Below are 15,034 nucleotides of genomic sequence, written 5' to 3' on the forward strand. Positions count from 1 at the left end.
TACTGTGCCCCATGGGTAAGCCACGCCCAGCCGTATTGCCAGTCAGGAATGGAGCCACAGCATGACCACCCCGCAATTCACACCGCGCGTCTTTTCCGGCATCCAGCCGTCGGGCGGTCTGACGCTGGGCAACTATCTGGGCGCCATCAAGCGTTTTGTCCAGATGCAGGACGAAGGGATCGAGACGGTCTATTGCATGGTTGACCTGCATGCCGTCACCGTATGGCAGGACCCTGCAGATCTCACGCGGAACACCCGCGAACTGGCGGCGGGCTTTATTGCATCCGGGCTGAGCCCCGAAAAATCGATTCTGATCAATCAGAGCCAGGTGCCTGAACATGCCCAGCTGGGCTGGGTCTTTTCCTGCGTCGCCCGCATGGGCTGGATGCAGCGGATGACCCAGTTCAAGGACAAAGCAGGCAAGAACGCACAGAACGTGTCACTGGGTCTGTTTGGCTATCCGGCACTGATGGCCGCCGACATCCTGATCTATCATGCCACCCATGTCCCTGTGGGCGAAGATCAGAAGCAGCACCTTGAACTGACGCGCGACATCGCAACCAAGTTTAACCATGACTATGGCGTGGACTTCTTCCCGATCACCGAACCGGTGATCGAAGGGGCCGCAACGCGTGTGATGAGCCTGCGCGACGGGTCAAAGAAGATGTCAAAGTCCGATCCTTCGGATGCGAGCCGCATCAACATGACCGATGACGCAGACACAATCGCAAAGAAGATCCGCAAGGCCAAAACGGACCCCGACGCGCTGCCATCTGAGGTCGCCGGCTTCGAAGACCGGCCCGAAGCAAGGAACCTCGTGAACATCTATGCCGCCCTGAGCGAGCAAAGCGTTGAGGACGTGCTGAAGGACGTAGGCGGTCAGCAGTTCGGCACTTTTAAACCGCAGCTGGCAGAGCTGGCCGTGTCAAAACTGTCGCCGATTTCCGGAGAGATGGCACGACTGATGAACGATCCGTCAGAGATCGACCGTATCCTGGCACGCGGCGCAGAGCAGGCACGCGCAATCACCGCACCGATTCTGGCACGCACTTACGAAATCATGGGGATGGTGCGTTAAGCCTTCCGCAGGCTGCGCAGCAGAAACGTGAAGCTGACCGGGCGCGCGGTCTGATGCCAGCTGTGCATCTGTACCGGATCGGCGGCCAGCATCCGTTCCCGGGCATCTGCGACGACCAGAAGCCCGGCAGTAAAGAACGCTGCACTGAAAGAAAACAGACCGTTTGCGCCTGTCATATACAGGCCGGACAACACCGGTCTGGAATCCGGTGTGAAAAGACCAGAGAAAAACAGACCGAGTGAGAACAGCAATCCGGCGGCGCTGACAAGAAAGACAATTGTTGTGCGTTTCATCCATCGCACCGGGCGCAGTACCTGGACCGGGTTATCTCTGTTCTGACCGAAATGCAGCCAGATTCCGGCGCCTGCGCCGATCAGTCCGGACACGACAATAAAGAAAAACGCCGTCCACAACACCGCAATACTGAGCACAATTGCAGCACACAGAGCGACGAGCCCTGTGTGTCTGGATTGCGTGACGGTTTGCATCAGTTCAGGCAACGTTGGCAGTTTCGCAAAACGTGACATTTCCTTACCCCCTCAGAACAAAGGAGAAAATAGCACACCTAGCGCAATCTGTCTCAGCCACCTCCCGTATAAAGCGAAAAACTGCCGATGCTTCAGTTGCAGCAGTGCACAGGTGATGCGCAGCCGTGCATCTGGCAAACGCAAACCTGCGCCAATATTTCAGGATGACCAGCGTCATAAAAAGGAAGCCGGAATGACCAAAGCACCACATCCATCCGTAGGACATATTCACCTGAAGGTCTCAGACATTGACCGCGCTCTGGGTTTTTACCGGGATCTGCTTGGCTTCGAGCTGACACAGCGCTTTGGTAATGAAGCGGCCTTCCTGGGTGCAGGCGGATATCACCATCATATCGGTCTCAACACCTGGCACAGCAAGGGTGGGTCTGCGCCGGCAAACGGAACAACCGGTCTGTATCACAGTGCGTTTCTTTACCCCGACCGGGCAGCACTCGGAGCGGTGATCAAACGCGTGCTGGACGCAGGTTACACTCTGGACGGTGCAGCCGATCACGGTGTCAGCGAAGCGGTTTACCTGCGGGATCCGGATGACAACGGTATCGAGCTGTACCGGGACCGCGCACCCGAGGACTGGCCCAGACGGGACGATGGTTCACTGGCTATGGTGAACGACCGTCTGGACGTCGATGCGATCATCCGCGAAGCCGCGTGACAATGCCGCCGCTGGCCGATGGACAATTCTGACCTCATGGGTCAGTTTCGCGGCAGAAATTGCGCAGGGGCAGGATGATGACAACCGGATTTTACCATGACGAGCGGTGTTTCTGGCATGCTGGTGGAAATTACGCTTTCACGATCCCGCTGGGCGGACATGTTCAGCCTCTCGCGGCGGGTGGTCTGCCAGAAAATCCGGAAACCAAACGCCGCCTGAAAAACCTGATGGAGGTGACCGGCATTACAGCCGACCTGGACATGCGCAGCGCGGATGCAGCAACGCGTGACGAGCTGCTGCGCGTGCACCCGGCGCATTACCTTGCCCGTTTCAAAGAGATGTCTGACGCAGGCGGTGGCGAGATCGGCCGGGCGACGCCCTTTGCCCGTGGGGGGTATGAGATTGCGGCCCTGTCCGCCGGTCTTGCACGTACGGCGCTTGAGGATGTGCTGACGGGGGCGGTCACAAACGCCTATTCCCTGTCCCGTCCGCCCGGGCACCATTGCCTGCCGGATTTCCCGAACGGTTTCTGTTTGCTGGCCAATATTGCCATCGCAATCGAATCCGCCCGGGCGAAAGGTCTGGCGGAACGTTTTGTGGTGCTCGACTGGGATGTGCATCACGGCAACGGGACAGAAGCGATTTTTTACGAGCGCGACGACGTTCTGACGCTGTCGATGCATCAGGAGGGCAACTACCCGCTGGATACCGGGGCCGTAACTGACCGCGGCAAAGGTGCGGGGATGGGATACAACGTCAACCTGCCACTGCCCGCCGGAGCAGGGCACACCGCCTATCTGCACGCGATGGACACGGTCATTCTGCCACAGATCGAGGCTTACCAGCCGGATGTGATCATCGTTGCCTGTGGGTTTGACGCGTCAGCCATCGACCCTTTGGCCAGAATGCTCGCAACCGCGGAAACCTTCCGCGAGATGACCAAACGTGTCCGGCAGGCCGCCGAGACACTCTGTGACGGACGCCTCGTTCTTGTGCACGAGGGGGGATATTCGGAAGTCTATGTCCCCTTCTGCGGGCATGCGACGCTGGAAGCCCTGTCAGACAGTTCCAGATCAGCACCCGATCCGATGGCGCATGCACTGGGCATCCGTCAGCCCGGGCCAAGGTTTGACGCGTTTCTGAAATCTGAAATAGATCATCTGGCCAGCCTGCTCTGAGCAAACGGAGAGACCTACATGCCCGCACCAAACCCTGGCGCTACCGAATTCTTTCAGACACGGCGCTCGCGTCCTGCAAAGACCCTGACACTCCCCGTACCGGACCCGGCAGAACTCGCGCCTCTTCTGCAGGCGGCCGCGCGGACGCCGGATCATGGCAAACTGGAGCCGTGGCGTTTCATTGTGATCGAACACGGCGCCATGGGCCGTCTGGCAGATGTGGTCAGCGCACGCGGGGCCGCGCTGGGGCTGGACACTGAACAGACAGCCAAGGGCCGGAACCAGTTTGATCAGGGTCTTCTGGCTGTGGCCGTTATCGAAGTTCAAAAACCATCCGAGAAAATCCCCGCACTTGAACAGACCTATTCCGCCGGTGCTGTATGTCTGGCGCTGCTGAATGCAGCACTTGCCGCAGGATGGGGCGCTAACTGGCTTTCGGGCTGGCCCAGCCATGATCGGGGCTTCATGACGGATGCCCTTGGGCTTGAGGCGCATGAAAGGATTGCAGGCTTCATTCATATTGCGACAGAAACTGCACCGCCGCCGGAACGACCCAGGCCGGAACTCGATGCGATCACAACCCGGATAACGGCATGATCCTTGACGCGTTCTTCCGATCACTCGGGCAGCTGTCCGATCCGCGTTTCCGGCGTGTCTTTTTGCTGGGAATTGCACTGACACTGGCGCTTCTCATTGGCGCTTCGGCAGGTTTCGTCTGGCTCATCGGCTGGCTCGTCGGCGATCAGGCCACGCTGCCTTTTATCGGCGAAGTCACCTGGCTGAACGATCTCGCAAGCTGGGGCTCCGCATTTCTGCTCGCAGTACTCTCCATCTTTCTGATGATACCGGTGGCATCGGCCATCACCTCGATGTTTCTGGAAACCGTCGCACAGGCCGTCGAGGATGAGCACTATCCGAGGCTTGGACCCGCCCACCCGGTGCCCCTGACGGACGCGCTGCGTGATACCTTCAGCTTTCTGGGCGTTCTGATCCTCGCGAACCTGGTCGCGCTTGTGCTTTACGTCATCTTCGCACCGTTCGCGCCGTTTATCTTCTGGGGCCTCAACGGTTTTCTTCTGGGACGCGAATATTTCACGCTCGCAGCGATCCGGCGGGTAGGGCGTCGCAAAGCCAGAGACCTGCGCAGACGGCACCTGATCCGGATCTGGATCGCTGGAATTCTGATGGCAGTGCCGCTGTCAGTTCCGCTGCTGAACCTGCTGATACCAATCCTTGGCGCCGCGACCTTTACCCATCTGTTCCATCGGCTGGCACCTCAGGCCCCATATGACCGTACCAGTCCAGATCCCTGACTGAGATAACCTCAGACAGGATAATCCCGGAGATAATCGCCCAAAGAACAAGGCTGATCGCGGTGGTGATTTTTGCCTTCTTGCCGATGTTGTGCACTTCGGGCGCACCCGCGTGTGTGCCAGGCACGATCTGCCCCAGATCGCCCTGTGTTTTGACCCGTATCGGCAGCACGATCAGGAACGTCATCGACCAGATGACCGCAAAAAGTACCAGTGCAGATGTGATCCCCATACCGCCTCCTCAGACCTGCTCAAGCTCTACAAGACAGCCATTGAAATCTTTCGGGTGCAGGAACAGCACGGGTTTGCCGTGTGCGCCGATCTTCGGCTCGCCTGTACCCAGCACGCGGGCCCCGGTTTCCACCAGATGGTCCCGTGCCTGCAGAATATTGTCGACCTCGTAACACACGTGATGAATGCCCCCGGCCGGGTTTTTGTCCAGAAAGCCCTGAATGGGGCTGTTCTCGCCAAGGGGATAAAGCAGTTCGATTTTTGTGTTCGGCAGTTCAATGAAAACGACCGTGACACCATGATCCGGCTCATCCTGTGGAGCACCGACATTGGCACCCAGCGCCGTTCTGTACTGCTCGGACGCAGCTTCGAGATCGGGTACGGCTATGGCTACGTGATTCAGTCGACCAATCATCTGTCCAGCTCCAGTGGTGAGTTCTGCTGCGTATATGCTGCGCGGAGGGGCGCTGCGCAAGTGACGCACCGCCGCAGTCACGGCGGGAAACGCAAATTAACCGGCTGTTAGCCAAGTATCGCCATTCTGAGTCGTACAAGCGAGTCACCCGCCTGGAGGTAACGATGGACGAAACAGACCCTTTTGCACCGGCAATACCAGCGCCGACGGCCCTGCGGCCGCTGCTCGGTCTGACTGTGCTGGTCATCGAAGACAGCCGTTATGCCTGCGAAGCCATGAGGCTTCTGTGTCTGCGCAGCGGCGCGCGTATCCGCCGGGCGGACTGCATCAAATCGGCCCGCAGACATCTCCAGGTTTACCGGCCTTCGGTGGTCATCGTGGATATTGGCCTGCCGGATGGCAACGGTCTTGATCTGATCTCGGAACTGGCAACCGGTGATCCACGGGTCGATGTCGTCCTGGGAACATCCGGCGACCCTGATGGCGAGGCCCTGTGCATTGCCGCCGGCGCCGATGATTTCCTGCCAAAGCCGATTACTTCGCTGTCGGTTTTCCAGCAGTCAGTGCTTTCCAATCTGCCGCCCGATCGCCAGCCGGCAGGTCTGCGCGAGCTTCCGGACGATCAGATCAGCCCGGATATCATGGCATTCCAGGATGACATGGCGCACATCGCCGGTGTGCTCGATGAACAGACGGATGGGACAACACTGGATTACGTTGCGCAGTTCCTCGGCGGTGTCGCCCGCTCAGCCAGTGACGATGGGCTTGAAGCGGCGGCAGCGGCCATCGCGGCGAAGCGTGCCGCCGGACAGTCCGCCAAAAACGAAGCGGCCCGGCTCTCTGATCTCATACAACAGCGGCTGACGCGAAAACTGGCGATCTGACCCCGGCCGTCAGTTTCCGAACAGTGGATCCGCGCTTACGCGCACCGGTGCCGTCAGCCCGCCGAGATCCTCAATCTGACGACCTTCTGCGTCAAAGTTATCGGGCGACAGCCACGTCCGGAATGCCTGCTGAAGCCGGGGCCACTCGCTGTCGATCGCAGCGAACCAGGCCGTATCCCGGTTCCGCCCTTTGACAACAGTCGCCTGGCGGAACACACCCTCATAACTGAATCCAAGCCGCTGCGCCGCTCTGCGGGATGGAACGTTTAGCGCATTGCACTTCCATTCGTAGCGGCGGTAGCCATTCTCAAAAGCCCACTGCATCATCAGATACATCGCCTCGGTCGCAGCTCGGGTTCTCTGCAGGGCCGGGCTGTAGTTGATATTGCCTACTTCAATCGAACCATTAGCGGGGTCGATACGAAGATAGCTTGCAACGCCTTCCCAGCGCCCTGTCGCCTCATTCCGGATTGCATAGAAAAGATGGGAGGTGTTTGCGACCGTCTGACATAGCCAGCCCCTGTAGCTGCCTGCGTCCGGGAAAGGCCCGTACGGCAGATAGTCCCAGACGGCTTCCCCGCCGATATAGGCCTGATACAGATCATCCCCATGCACCGCCGGATCCAGCGCTTCGAGCGTCGCGTACTGCCCACGCATGGCGTCACCCTGCGGCGCCGGTGGCGGGGTCCATCCCGGAACCGGTGCCCCAAACTGTGACATGTGCCGATCTGTGCTCATACTGCGCTTGTGCCCCGGATGCCCTAGTCCTGCGGGATAACGCGCAGTCCCAGTTCCATCAGCTGGTCGCTCATCGGTTCTGACGGTGCTGCCATCATCAGATCCTCGGCGCGCTGGTTCATCGGGAACAGGATGACTTCCCGGATGCTGCTTTCATCAGCCAGCAGCATCACAATACGGTCGATACCCGCGGCACAGCCACCGTGTGGCGGAGCGCCGTACTGGAAAGCATTGACCATACCACCAAACCGTTTGCGCACCTCATCCTCACCGTAGCCTGCGATTTCAAAGGCTTTGAACATGATCTCCGGGCGGTGATTCCGGATTGCGCCGGACACCAGTTCGTACCCGTTGCAGGCCAGGTCATACTGATAGCCCCGCACGGCAAGCGGGTCCCCTTCCAGCGCTTCCATACCGCCCTGCGGCATCGAGAACGGGTTGTGCTCAAAATCGATGCGGCCGGTTTCCTCGTCTTTTTCATAGATCGGGAAATCGACAATCCAGGCAAAAGCGAAACGGTTTTCATCGGTCAGGCCAAGTTCGCTGCCGATCACGTTCCGGGCTTTGCCGGCAACCGCTTCGAAAGCCTTGGGTTTGCCGCCAAGGAAGAAGGCCGCATCACCGACGCCCAGACCAAGCTGCTGGCGGATCGCCTCTGTGCGTTCCGGACCGATGTTCTTGGCCAGTGGGCCAGCGGCTTCCATACCATTGCCCTGATCGCGCCAGAAGATGTAGCCCATCCCGGGCAGACCCTCTTTCTGGGCGAAAGCGTTCATCCGGTCGCAGAACTTGCGGCTGCCACCTGTTGGCGCGGGGATTGCGCGGATTTCGGTACCTTCCTGCTCAAGCAGTTTGGCGAAAATCGCAAAACCGGAGCCGGCAAAATGTTCGGACACAACCTGCATCTTGATCGGGTTGCGCAGGTCAGGCTTGTCAGATCCATACCAGAGCGCCGCGTCTTTGTAGGAAATCTGTGGCCATTCCTGGTCCACCGGCCGGCCACCACCGAACTCTTCGAAGACACCGGTCAGCACAGGCTGGATCGCATCGAACACATCCTGCTGGGTCACAAAACTCATTTCCAGGTCGAGCTGGTAGAAATCTGTCGGCGAGCGGTCCGAACGCGGATCCTCATCACGGAAACAGGGCGCAATCTGGAAATAGCGGTCAAAACCGGACACCATCAGCAGCTGTTTAAACTGCTGCGGGGCCTGGGGCAGTGCATAGAATCTCCCGGGATGCAGTCGGCTGGGCACGAGGAAATCACGCGCGCCTTCCGGGCTCGAGGCTGTGATGATCGGGGTCTGGTATTCGCGGAATCCGGTGTCCCACATGCGGCGGCGGATCGACGCCACAACATCCGACCGGAGCGCCATGTTTTTCTGCATCTTCTCGCGGCGCAGGTCCAGGTAACGGTACCGCAGGCGTGTCTCTTCGGGGTATTCCTGATCCCCGAACACCTGCAGCGGAAGTTCACCCGCAGCACCGAGCACTTCGATGTCACGCACGAATACCTCGATTGCACCTGTGGGGATCTTGTCATTTACCAGCGACACGTCGCGCGCTTTGACTTCGCCGTCGATACGGATGCACCATTCGGCGCGCACTTTTTCGACCTCAGCAAAGACCGGGCTGTCGGGATCGCACAAAACCTGTGTGACGCCATAGTGATCGCGCAGGTCGATGAACAGAACGCCGCCATGATCGCGGACCCGGTGCACCCACCCGGACAGGCGAACGGTCTGCCCGACATTTTCTACGGTCAGGTCGGCACAGGAATGGCTGCGATAGGCGTGCATAGTGTATCCCTCCGGGGGTCAGATTTCCGGCCAGATACACTCGCTCACGCGCCGGAAGTCAAGGAGATCGGGGGCGTAGTTGTGCATTTATCGAAGATGTCAGCGCACCGCAGCGTTCAGGCCGATCCGGCAGAGATAAGGGCAACATCCAGCCATGCACTCAGCCTCATCGCCACAGCGCAGATCACGGCTCAGACGTCTGGCTGGCTTCAGGTCGCACAGGTCAGATCGCTACCCGCCTGGCCGGGCGGGTCAGTTCTGCGACGTGGCCTCCGTATGCTGATCCGCTGCGGGTACATTCAGCGTGGACCAGGTATCATCCTCAGGCGGTGGCGGTGGCGTCTCACAGGACCGGCGGTGAATGTTCACCTTGGCGATAAAATTCGCGGAAATCGGCGCTGTCACGAACAGAAAGCCCATGATCAGAAGCTCGTGGTATGATCCTTCCTCGAAGGTAAAGGAATAAAGGACAGAGGCCAGCAGCAAAGCGCCAACTCCCACCGTGCCAACTTTGGTCGGTGCGTGCAGACGGGTCATAGAGTCGTTGAATTTCAGCAGGCCGATAGAACCGACCAGTGTGAACCCTGCCCCAACCAGCAGGCAAAGGGCTGTTGCCCAGGTTCCGATGAGCTCAAGCGTCATTCGATGATGTCCCCCCTCAGAACAAAGCGCGTGTAGGCAACGGTCGAAACAAAACCGAGCATCGCGATGATCAGCGAAACCTCGAAATAAATGCCGGTGCCCTGGGATATGCCCAGCAGAACGATCATGCCGATTGCGTTCACGACCATTGTATCAAGCGCCAGAATGCGGTCGCCTGTCTCCGGGCCGATGACCAGCCGGACCATCGCGAGGATCTGCCCGACCGCCACCGCAACAAAGGCAACGATCACCGCAATGTCGAGAAATTCAGCTGCAAAGCTCATTCGAAAATCTCCTTCAGGCGCTGCTGGTAGCGTGTGTTGATGTCACGACACACAGCATCCGGATCATCAGTATGCAGAACGTGCACCAACAGACTGTGCCCTTCATCGGAAAGGTCCGCGGAAACAGTACCGGGTGTCAGCGTGATTGTTCCGGCCAGAACCGTGATTGCCTCAGGCTGTCGCAGTTCCAGCGGGATAACGATCCAGGCGGGTTTCAGTTTCGAGTTCGGCACTGTCAGAACAATCCACGCAACCTGAACGTTGGCGACGAGAATGTCCCAGATCACCACGATGCTGTACCGGATCATGCGACCCATGTGAAAACCGCGCGGCGACTCCGGCCACCAGATGGATGTCATCCAGGGAATGATGATCCCGAGGATAAACCCGAAAACAACCATGCCAGCCGAAACGTTGTTCTGGAGCAGGGTCCAGACAACCGCCAGGAGAAGCGTCACCAGAGGGTGTGGGACCAGCCAGTTAAAAGCTCTGCCTAACATGTCAGTGCCCTTCCTTCGGTTTGCTCAGTTTCCCCGGCGTCTCAAGCACTGTTGAAATGTAGGCGTCCGGCGCAAAGAGATCCGCAGCAATTCCGGTCGTATACCGGTGCACCGGGCCTGCGAACACCGTATGTGCAACAAGCAGCGCCATCAGACCGGCGACCGCAACGTACGACAGGACCGTCGGAGTTGTTGGTTCAGGCGCTTCCGGGTCCGGTTCGATGCTGCGGCATTTCCAGAAAACCACACTGCCAGCCCGGGCGAACCCGACCACACTTACGAGGCTGGAAATCAGGATGACGGCCCAGATCCAGGCGACCTGCGGTGATGCGAAAGCAGCATCCATAACGAGGAGCTTGCCCAGAAAGCCCGACAGCGGCGGCAAGCCGGCCATTGCGATGGCGGCCGCAAAAAACAGAATTGCAGTCGCAGTCCCTCCGGCAACCGGTGGCTGCGGCGTCAGGTACAGGTCGCGACGCCCGGTGCGCACCAGATCAGAAATCAGGAACAGCGCGGCGGCCGCCAAGGTCGAGTGCACGATGTAGTAAAGCGTGGCCGCGATACCGACCGGGGTGAACAGCGAGATGGAAATCATCACCATGCCCATGGACCCGATCACGGAAAAAGCTACGAGGCGGTTCAGTTCCCGTGCGGCCAGCACACCCACCATGCCGATTGCCAGCGATATCAGAGCCGCAGGGAGCAGCCACGTATCATGCAGACCGGCCGTGGCCTCCAGATCAGGCGGGAACACAATGGTGTAAACCCGGATGATCGCATAGGCCCCCACCTTGGTCATGATCGCGAACAGTGCCGCGACAGGCGCCGGTGCTTCGGCGTAGCTCGATGGCAGCCAGAAATGCAGTGGAACCAGTGCTGCCTTGATGGCAAACACCAGAAGAAGCAGAACGGCAGCTACACGGATCCCCACGGTTTCCGCCGGATCAACAAGGGCAACACGTTGTGCAAGGTCTGCCATATTCAGCGTCCCGGTTTCGGCATAGACCGACCCCAGAGCAAAGAGGAACAGCGTCGATCCCAGCAGATTGAACAGGACGTACTGAACACCCGCGCGCAGGCGCGCATTGCCGCCCGAGTGGATCATCAGGCCATAAGACGCAATCAGCAGAACTTCGAAGAATACGAAGAGGTTAAAGAGGTCGCCCGTCAGAAAGGCCCCCATGATCCCCATCAGCTGGAACTGATAGAGTGCATGGAAATGGCGGCCCCGGTCATCCCAGCCGGATCCGATGGCATACAGAAGCACAAAGAGTGCCAGCACAGCGGTCAGCAGAACCATCATGGTAGAGAGTTTGTCGCCGACCAGAACAATGCCGAACGGCGCGGCCCAGTCACCCAGCTGGTAAAGCGTGACCGTCCCGTCCGAGGCCTGCCACGCGAGGCCGGCCGTGATCACGATGAGCGCGAGAACACCCACAACCGAGAACACACGCTGAATGCCCAGATGGTAGCGGGCGGCGAGAACAATAAAGGGCGCCAGCAGCGCGGGCAGGACAACGGGGGCGATGATCCAGTGTATCATGTCGCGTCCCTCCCGTCGGATCCTGCAGATCCGGCTGGGTCATCCACATGGTCATCATCCGAGCCCAGATACGCCCCGAGCGCGATCATCACCACAACAGCCGTCATGCCGAACGAGATCACAATCGCGGTCAGAACCAGTGCCTGAGGCAGCGGATCGGTATAGGTCTCCACTCCCTTTTGCAGGATGGGTGGCGCTCCGACGGTCAGGCGGCCGGAAGCAAACAGAAAGATGTTCACCGCGTAGGTCAGCAGCGAAATACCCAGAATGACCGGGAAAGTGCGCAGCCGTAGCATCAGATAGATACCGCCTGCCGTCAGCACGCCAATTGCAGATGCAACGAGAAGTTCCATATTATGCCCTCCCCTCTGCAGTCTCCGGGTCGTCACGCGACGGATCGATGTCCATCGGGTGTTCGCTGTCGCGCACGTGAGCGCGTCTTGCCAGTCTGGAGAAGCTTTCAAGGGACAGCATCACAGCACCAACCACCGCAAGGAAGACGCCGAGGTCAAAGAGCGCCGCCGTCGCCAGTTCGAACTCCTGGAAAGGAGGGATACGCACATAGGTAAAGTCCGAGGTCAGGAAAGGTTTGGCCACAAACCAGGATCCGATCCCGGTCAGGCCGGCGATCAGCACACCGGCACCGATCACACCATGGTAGGGATATCTGAGCCGCGCAGACGTCCAGCTGAAACCACTGGCCATGTACTGCATCACCACGGCAATCGAAACGACGAGACCGGCGATGAAACCACCGCCCGGTTCATTGTGGCCCCGCAGGAAGATGTAGAAGCCGACCATCAGAACGACGGGCATGATCACACGGGTCAGTACGACCATCATGGTCGGATGCATGTCACCCGCCAGCGGCTGGTCAGGTTTGCGGTTCAGCAGACGCGCGCGTACCGGACCGGACAGCAGCGTTTCAGTAAGCGCATAGATCAGCAGGGCGGCGATCCCCAGCACGATAATCTCGCCATAGGTATCAAAGCCCCGGAAATCGACGAGGATAACGTTGACCACATTTGTACCGCCACCGCCTTTGTAGGAATTGGCAAGGTGGAATTCAGAGATCGGTGTCGTGACAGCCTCACGCATCAGGTAGTGGAACGACAGGCCCATTGCTGCAAGACCACCGGCAAGGGCGACAACCGCATCCCTTGTGCGGCGCATCACATCGCTTTCGACCGGCGTATGGTTCGGCAGGAAATTCAGTGCCAGCAGGAGCAGGATAATCGTGACCACTTCCACTGTGATCTGTGTCATCGCAAGGTCCGGCGCACTGAAGAACACAAACCCTACGGAGACCATCAGTCCGGCGATCCCGATCAGGATCAGCGACAGAAGCCGGTTCCGGTGCTGGAACACCAGCGCACCCGTTGCGGCGACCAGCATCACCCAGCCTGCGATCGGCACCGGACCGGCAGGCTGCATTTCACGAGTCGCAGCACCAACCGTACCGGTCGTCCAAGCAAAATAACCCGCGGCGATAACCGTGACTGCCATGATCGCGCCATAGCGCGAGAAAGCACCATTGTGCAGTTTGTGGGTGAATGCGCGTGCTGCCGCGACCACCCCTGCGATCAGCGCTTCGAAGATTGTTTTTGCCTCCGGGCGGGGTGCTGCGTCCCACAGGCGAAGGGCGGGGCGGAATGCGGCTAGCAGCAGAAGACCACCGACCACAGCAGCGATCGACATAAAGAGCGCCGGAACAAGGCCGTGCCAGATTTTGATGTATTTGGTTTCAAGAGGCGCGACGTCTCCGATCACCGCCTTGGCGACCATGAAAACAAAATCCTGTACAAGGAACGGCGCCACACCGATCACCACCACCAGGACCACCAGAATGGCTGGCGGCATCCACATGCCCGGGCCCGGATCATGTGGCTTTGCTGGATAATCATCGCGCTTCGGGCCAAAGAAGGTATGCGCGATCAGCCGGAAGGAATAGGCCGCGGAAAAGAGCGACCCAACCACTGCAAGCGCAGGCACCAGCCAGTGCGAACCAAAGAGCACGGTATGATGCGCTTCCTCCAGCATCATCTCCTTGGACAGGAAGCCGTTCAGCAACGGAATGCCCGCCATCGAGAGCGCCGCAACGGTCGCGATGACAAAGGTTATCGGCATCAGATGCCGCAGTCCGCCCAACCTGCGGATATCGCGGGTGTGCGCCTCGTGATCGACGATCCCGGCAGACATAAACAACGCCGCTTTGAACGTTGCGTGGTTCAGAATGTGGAAAACAGCAGCCATCGCCCCGAACGCGGTGCCGGTCCCGAGCAGCATGGTGATCAGGCCCAGATGGCTGACCGTCGAAAAGGCCAGCAGCGCTTTGAGATCATGTTTAAAGACCGCGATGAAGGCACCGATCACCATCGTGATCAGACCGGCGGTCGTCACGATCACAAACCATTCCGGCGTCCCGGACAACACAGGCCACATGCGGGCCATAAGAAAGATACCGGCCTTCACCATAGTGGCTGAGTGCAGATAGGCGGAAACCGGCGTAGGGGCTGCCATTGCGTGCGGCAGCCAGAAATGGAACGGGAACTGCGCAGACTTGGTGAAACACCCCAGCAGGATCAGCAGCAGCGCAGGCAGGTAAAGCGGGCTTTCCTGGATCAGTTCGCGGTTCTGGAGAATAACACTCAGATCATAGCTGCCCGCAATCTGGCCAAGGATCAGCATGCCACCGACCATGGCAAGGCCGCCCATTCCCGTTACGGTCAGCGCCATCCGGGCACCCTGCCGCCCTTCAGGCAGGTGTTTCCAGTAGCCGATCAAAAGGAATGACGACAGCGAAGTCAGTTCCCAGAAGACGAGCAGCAGCAGGATGTTGTCGCTCAGAACAATCCCGACCATCGCGCCCTGAAAGAGCAGCAGATAGGTGAAAAACTCACCCATATTGTCGTCGCGTGAGAGATAAAACCGGCCATACGTGATGATCAGTAGGCCAATACCAAGGATCAGAAGCGCGAAGAAGAAGCCAAGCCCATCGAGCATCAGCGTAAAGTTCATTCCCAGCGCAGGCAGCCAGTTGACGCCGGCCTGAACAACTTCACCGGCAAAAACAGCCGGTGCGTTCGTCAGCAGCCCGATAAAAGCCGCAAGCGTCACAGTAAACGTGATGCCGGCACAGGCCTGACGCCCCGCTGAATTCATCAGTCCGGGAAGCAGTGCTCCGAGGAATGGCAGGGCGACGATAAGGAAGAGGGACACGCGAACTCCT

17 protein-coding genes are annotated in these 15,034 nt (G+C 59.1%); 6 read left to right on the plus strand and 11 right to left on the minus strand.

The genetic code is table 11. The annotated features are described in order from the left end of the window. Positions 1-61 precede the first annotated feature (61 nt). Complete coding sequence (gene trpS, locus ACZ1HA_RS14985; RefSeq protein ID WP_472714445.1) at positions 62-1,078, plus strand: tryptophan--tRNA ligase; 1,017 nt, start codon at positions 62-64, stop codon at positions 1,076-1,078. Here the strand turns inward: trpS and ACZ1HA_RS14990 are convergent. Then, positions 1,075-1,605 carry a hypothetical protein gene (locus tag ACZ1HA_RS14990; protein WP_472714446.1) on the minus strand — a complete coding sequence of 177 codons (531 nt, stop codon included), beginning with the start codon at positions 1,603-1,605 and terminating at the stop codon, positions 1,075-1,077. The genes trpS and ACZ1HA_RS14990 overlap by 4 nt on opposite strands. Positions 1,606-1,798: 193 nt before the next feature. Here ACZ1HA_RS14990 and ACZ1HA_RS14995 point away from each other — a divergent pair, with 193 nt between their 5' ends. The 4 genes from ACZ1HA_RS14995 (at position 1,799) to ACZ1HA_RS15010 (ending at position 4,769) form a co-directional block, all read left to right on the plus strand. After that, positions 1,799-2,278, plus strand: a complete 480-nt coding sequence (locus ACZ1HA_RS14995) for a VOC family protein (protein WP_472714447.1) — start codon at positions 1,799-1,801, stop codon at positions 2,276-2,278. A gap of 77 nt (positions 2,279-2,355) precedes the next feature. Next, on the plus strand, positions 2,356-3,456 hold the full coding sequence (locus tag ACZ1HA_RS15000; RefSeq protein WP_472714448.1) for a class II histone deacetylase: 1,101 nt from the start codon (positions 2,356-2,358) through the stop codon (positions 3,454-3,456). Between the two features lie 18 nt (positions 3,457-3,474). Then, entirely contained in the window at positions 3,475-4,053 is a 579-nt protein-coding gene (locus tag ACZ1HA_RS15005; protein WP_375229811.1) for a nitroreductase family protein, read from the plus strand. Next, the gene (locus ACZ1HA_RS15010) at positions 4,050-4,769 is read left to right on the plus strand and encodes an EI24 domain-containing protein (RefSeq protein ID WP_472714449.1); all 720 of its coding nucleotides are present in this window, start codon (positions 4,050-4,052) and stop codon (positions 4,767-4,769) included. Before ACZ1HA_RS15005 ends, ACZ1HA_RS15010 begins: the two co-directional genes overlap by 4 nt. Here the strand turns inward: ACZ1HA_RS15010 and ACZ1HA_RS15015 are convergent. Both ACZ1HA_RS15015 and mce read right to left on the minus strand, forming a co-directional pair. Then, positions 4,705-5,001 carry a DUF1467 family protein gene (locus ACZ1HA_RS15015; protein ID WP_472714450.1) on the minus strand — a complete coding sequence of 99 codons (297 nt, stop codon included), beginning with the start codon at positions 4,999-5,001 and terminating at the stop codon, positions 4,705-4,707. The two genes, ACZ1HA_RS15010 and ACZ1HA_RS15015, sit on opposite strands and share 65 nt — an antisense overlap. Positions 5,002-5,010: 9 nt before the next feature. Continuing rightward, a complete protein-coding gene (gene mce, locus ACZ1HA_RS15020; RefSeq protein WP_472714451.1) occupies positions 5,011-5,415 on the minus strand; it encodes a methylmalonyl-CoA epimerase in 405 nt (134 codons plus the stop codon). Between the two features lie 164 nt (positions 5,416-5,579). Between mce and ACZ1HA_RS15025 the strand changes: the two genes are divergently transcribed. After that, complete coding sequence (locus ACZ1HA_RS15025; RefSeq protein WP_375230939.1) at positions 5,580-6,299, plus strand: response regulator; 720 nt, start codon at positions 5,580-5,582, stop codon at positions 6,297-6,299. A 9-nt stretch (positions 6,300-6,308) separates the two neighbouring features. Here the strand turns inward: ACZ1HA_RS15025 and ACZ1HA_RS15030 are convergent, their stop codons facing one another. The 8 genes from ACZ1HA_RS15030 to ACZ1HA_RS15065 form a co-directional block, all read right to left on the minus strand. Continuing rightward, positions 6,309-7,019 carry a GNAT family N-acetyltransferase gene (locus tag ACZ1HA_RS15030; protein WP_472714452.1) on the minus strand — a complete coding sequence of 237 codons (711 nt, stop codon included), beginning with the start codon at positions 7,017-7,019 and terminating at the stop codon, positions 6,309-6,311. Between the two features lie 41 nt (positions 7,020-7,060). Continuing rightward, complete coding sequence (gene aspS, locus ACZ1HA_RS15035) at positions 7,061-8,836, minus strand: aspartate--tRNA ligase (protein WP_472714453.1); 1,776 nt, start codon at positions 8,834-8,836, stop codon at positions 7,061-7,063. 252 nt (positions 8,837-9,088) lie between these two features. Next, on the minus strand, positions 9,089-9,478 hold the full coding sequence (mnhG, locus tag ACZ1HA_RS15040; RefSeq protein ID WP_472714454.1) for a monovalent cation/H(+) antiporter subunit G: 390 nt from the start codon (positions 9,476-9,478) through the stop codon (positions 9,089-9,091). Further along, positions 9,475-9,762, minus strand: a complete 288-nt coding sequence (locus ACZ1HA_RS15045; RefSeq protein ID WP_472714455.1) for a K+/H+ antiporter subunit F — start codon at positions 9,760-9,762, stop codon at positions 9,475-9,477. The genes mnhG and ACZ1HA_RS15045 overlap by 4 nt, the downstream gene beginning before the upstream one ends. Next, the gene (locus ACZ1HA_RS15050) at positions 9,759-10,262 is read right to left on the minus strand and encodes a Na+/H+ antiporter subunit E (protein ID WP_375229803.1); all 504 of its coding nucleotides are present in this window, start codon (positions 10,260-10,262) and stop codon (positions 9,759-9,761) included. The genes ACZ1HA_RS15045 and ACZ1HA_RS15050 overlap by 4 nt, the downstream gene beginning before the upstream one ends. A gap of 1 nt (position 10,263) precedes the next feature. Then, positions 10,264-11,805: a monovalent cation/H+ antiporter subunit D gene (locus ACZ1HA_RS15055; RefSeq protein ID WP_472714456.1), complete on the minus strand. Its 1,542-nt coding sequence runs from the start codon at positions 11,803-11,805 to the stop codon at positions 10,264-10,266. Further along, positions 11,802-12,158: a Na+/H+ antiporter subunit C gene (locus ACZ1HA_RS15060; RefSeq protein ID WP_375229801.1), complete on the minus strand. Its 357-nt coding sequence runs from the start codon at positions 12,156-12,158 to the stop codon at positions 11,802-11,804. The genes ACZ1HA_RS15055 and ACZ1HA_RS15060 overlap by 4 nt, the downstream gene beginning before the upstream one ends. A gap of 1 nt (position 12,159) precedes the next feature. Further along, positions 12,160-15,024 carry a monovalent cation/H+ antiporter subunit A gene (locus ACZ1HA_RS15065; protein WP_472714457.1) on the minus strand — a complete coding sequence of 955 codons (2,865 nt, stop codon included), beginning with the start codon at positions 15,022-15,024 and terminating at the stop codon, positions 12,160-12,162. Positions 15,025-15,034: the final 10 nt, after the last annotated feature.

The organism is Roseobacter sp. S87, assembly GCF_055693285.1.

Coding starts and splice junctions, on each gene's coding strand:
- ACZ1HA_RS15005 (WP_375229811.1), top strand. CDS start 3,475: ATGCCCGCACCAAACCCTGGCGCTACCGAATTCTTTCAGACACGGCGC.
- trpS (WP_472714445.1), top strand. CDS start 62: ATGACCACCCCGCAATTCACACCGCGCGTCTTTTCCGGCATCCAGCCG.
- ACZ1HA_RS15060 (WP_375229801.1), bottom strand. CDS start 12,158: ATGGAACTTCTCGTTGCATCTGCAATTGGCGTGCTGACGGCAGGCGGT.
- ACZ1HA_RS14990 (WP_472714446.1), bottom strand. CDS start 1,605: ATGTCACGTTTTGCGAAACTGCCAACGTTGCCTGAACTGATGCAAACC.
- mce (WP_472714451.1), bottom strand. CDS start 5,415: ATGATTGGTCGACTGAATCACGTAGCCATAGCCGTACCCGATCTCGAA.
- aspS (WP_472714453.1), bottom strand. CDS start 8,836: ATGCACGCCTATCGCAGCCATTCCTGTGCCGACCTGACCGTAGAAAAT.
- ACZ1HA_RS15010 (WP_472714449.1), top strand. CDS start 4,050: ATGATCCTTGACGCGTTCTTCCGATCACTCGGGCAGCTGTCCGATCCG.
- ACZ1HA_RS15050 (WP_375229803.1), bottom strand. CDS start 10,262: ATGTTAGGCAGAGCTTTTAACTGGCTGGTCCCACACCCTCTGGTGACG.
- ACZ1HA_RS15045 (WP_472714455.1), bottom strand. CDS start 9,762: ATGAGCTTTGCAGCTGAATTTCTCGACATTGCGGTGATCGTTGCCTTT.
- ACZ1HA_RS15025 (WP_375230939.1), top strand. CDS start 5,580: ATGGACGAAACAGACCCTTTTGCACCGGCAATACCAGCGCCGACGGCC.
- mnhG (WP_472714454.1), bottom strand. CDS start 9,478: ATGACGCTTGAGCTCATCGGAACCTGGGCAACAGCCCTTTGCCTGCTG.
- ACZ1HA_RS15030 (WP_472714452.1), bottom strand. CDS start 7,019: ATGTCACAGTTTGGGGCACCGGTTCCGGGATGGACCCCGCCACCGGCG.
- ACZ1HA_RS14995 (WP_472714447.1), top strand. CDS start 1,799: ATGACCAAAGCACCACATCCATCCGTAGGACATATTCACCTGAAGGTC.
- ACZ1HA_RS15000 (WP_472714448.1), top strand. CDS start 2,356: ATGACAACCGGATTTTACCATGACGAGCGGTGTTTCTGGCATGCTGGT.
- ACZ1HA_RS15015 (WP_472714450.1), bottom strand. CDS start 5,001: ATGGGGATCACATCTGCACTGGTACTTTTTGCGGTCATCTGGTCGATG.
- ACZ1HA_RS15055 (WP_472714456.1), bottom strand. CDS start 11,805: ATGATACACTGGATCATCGCCCCCGTTGTCCTGCCCGCGCTGCTGGCG.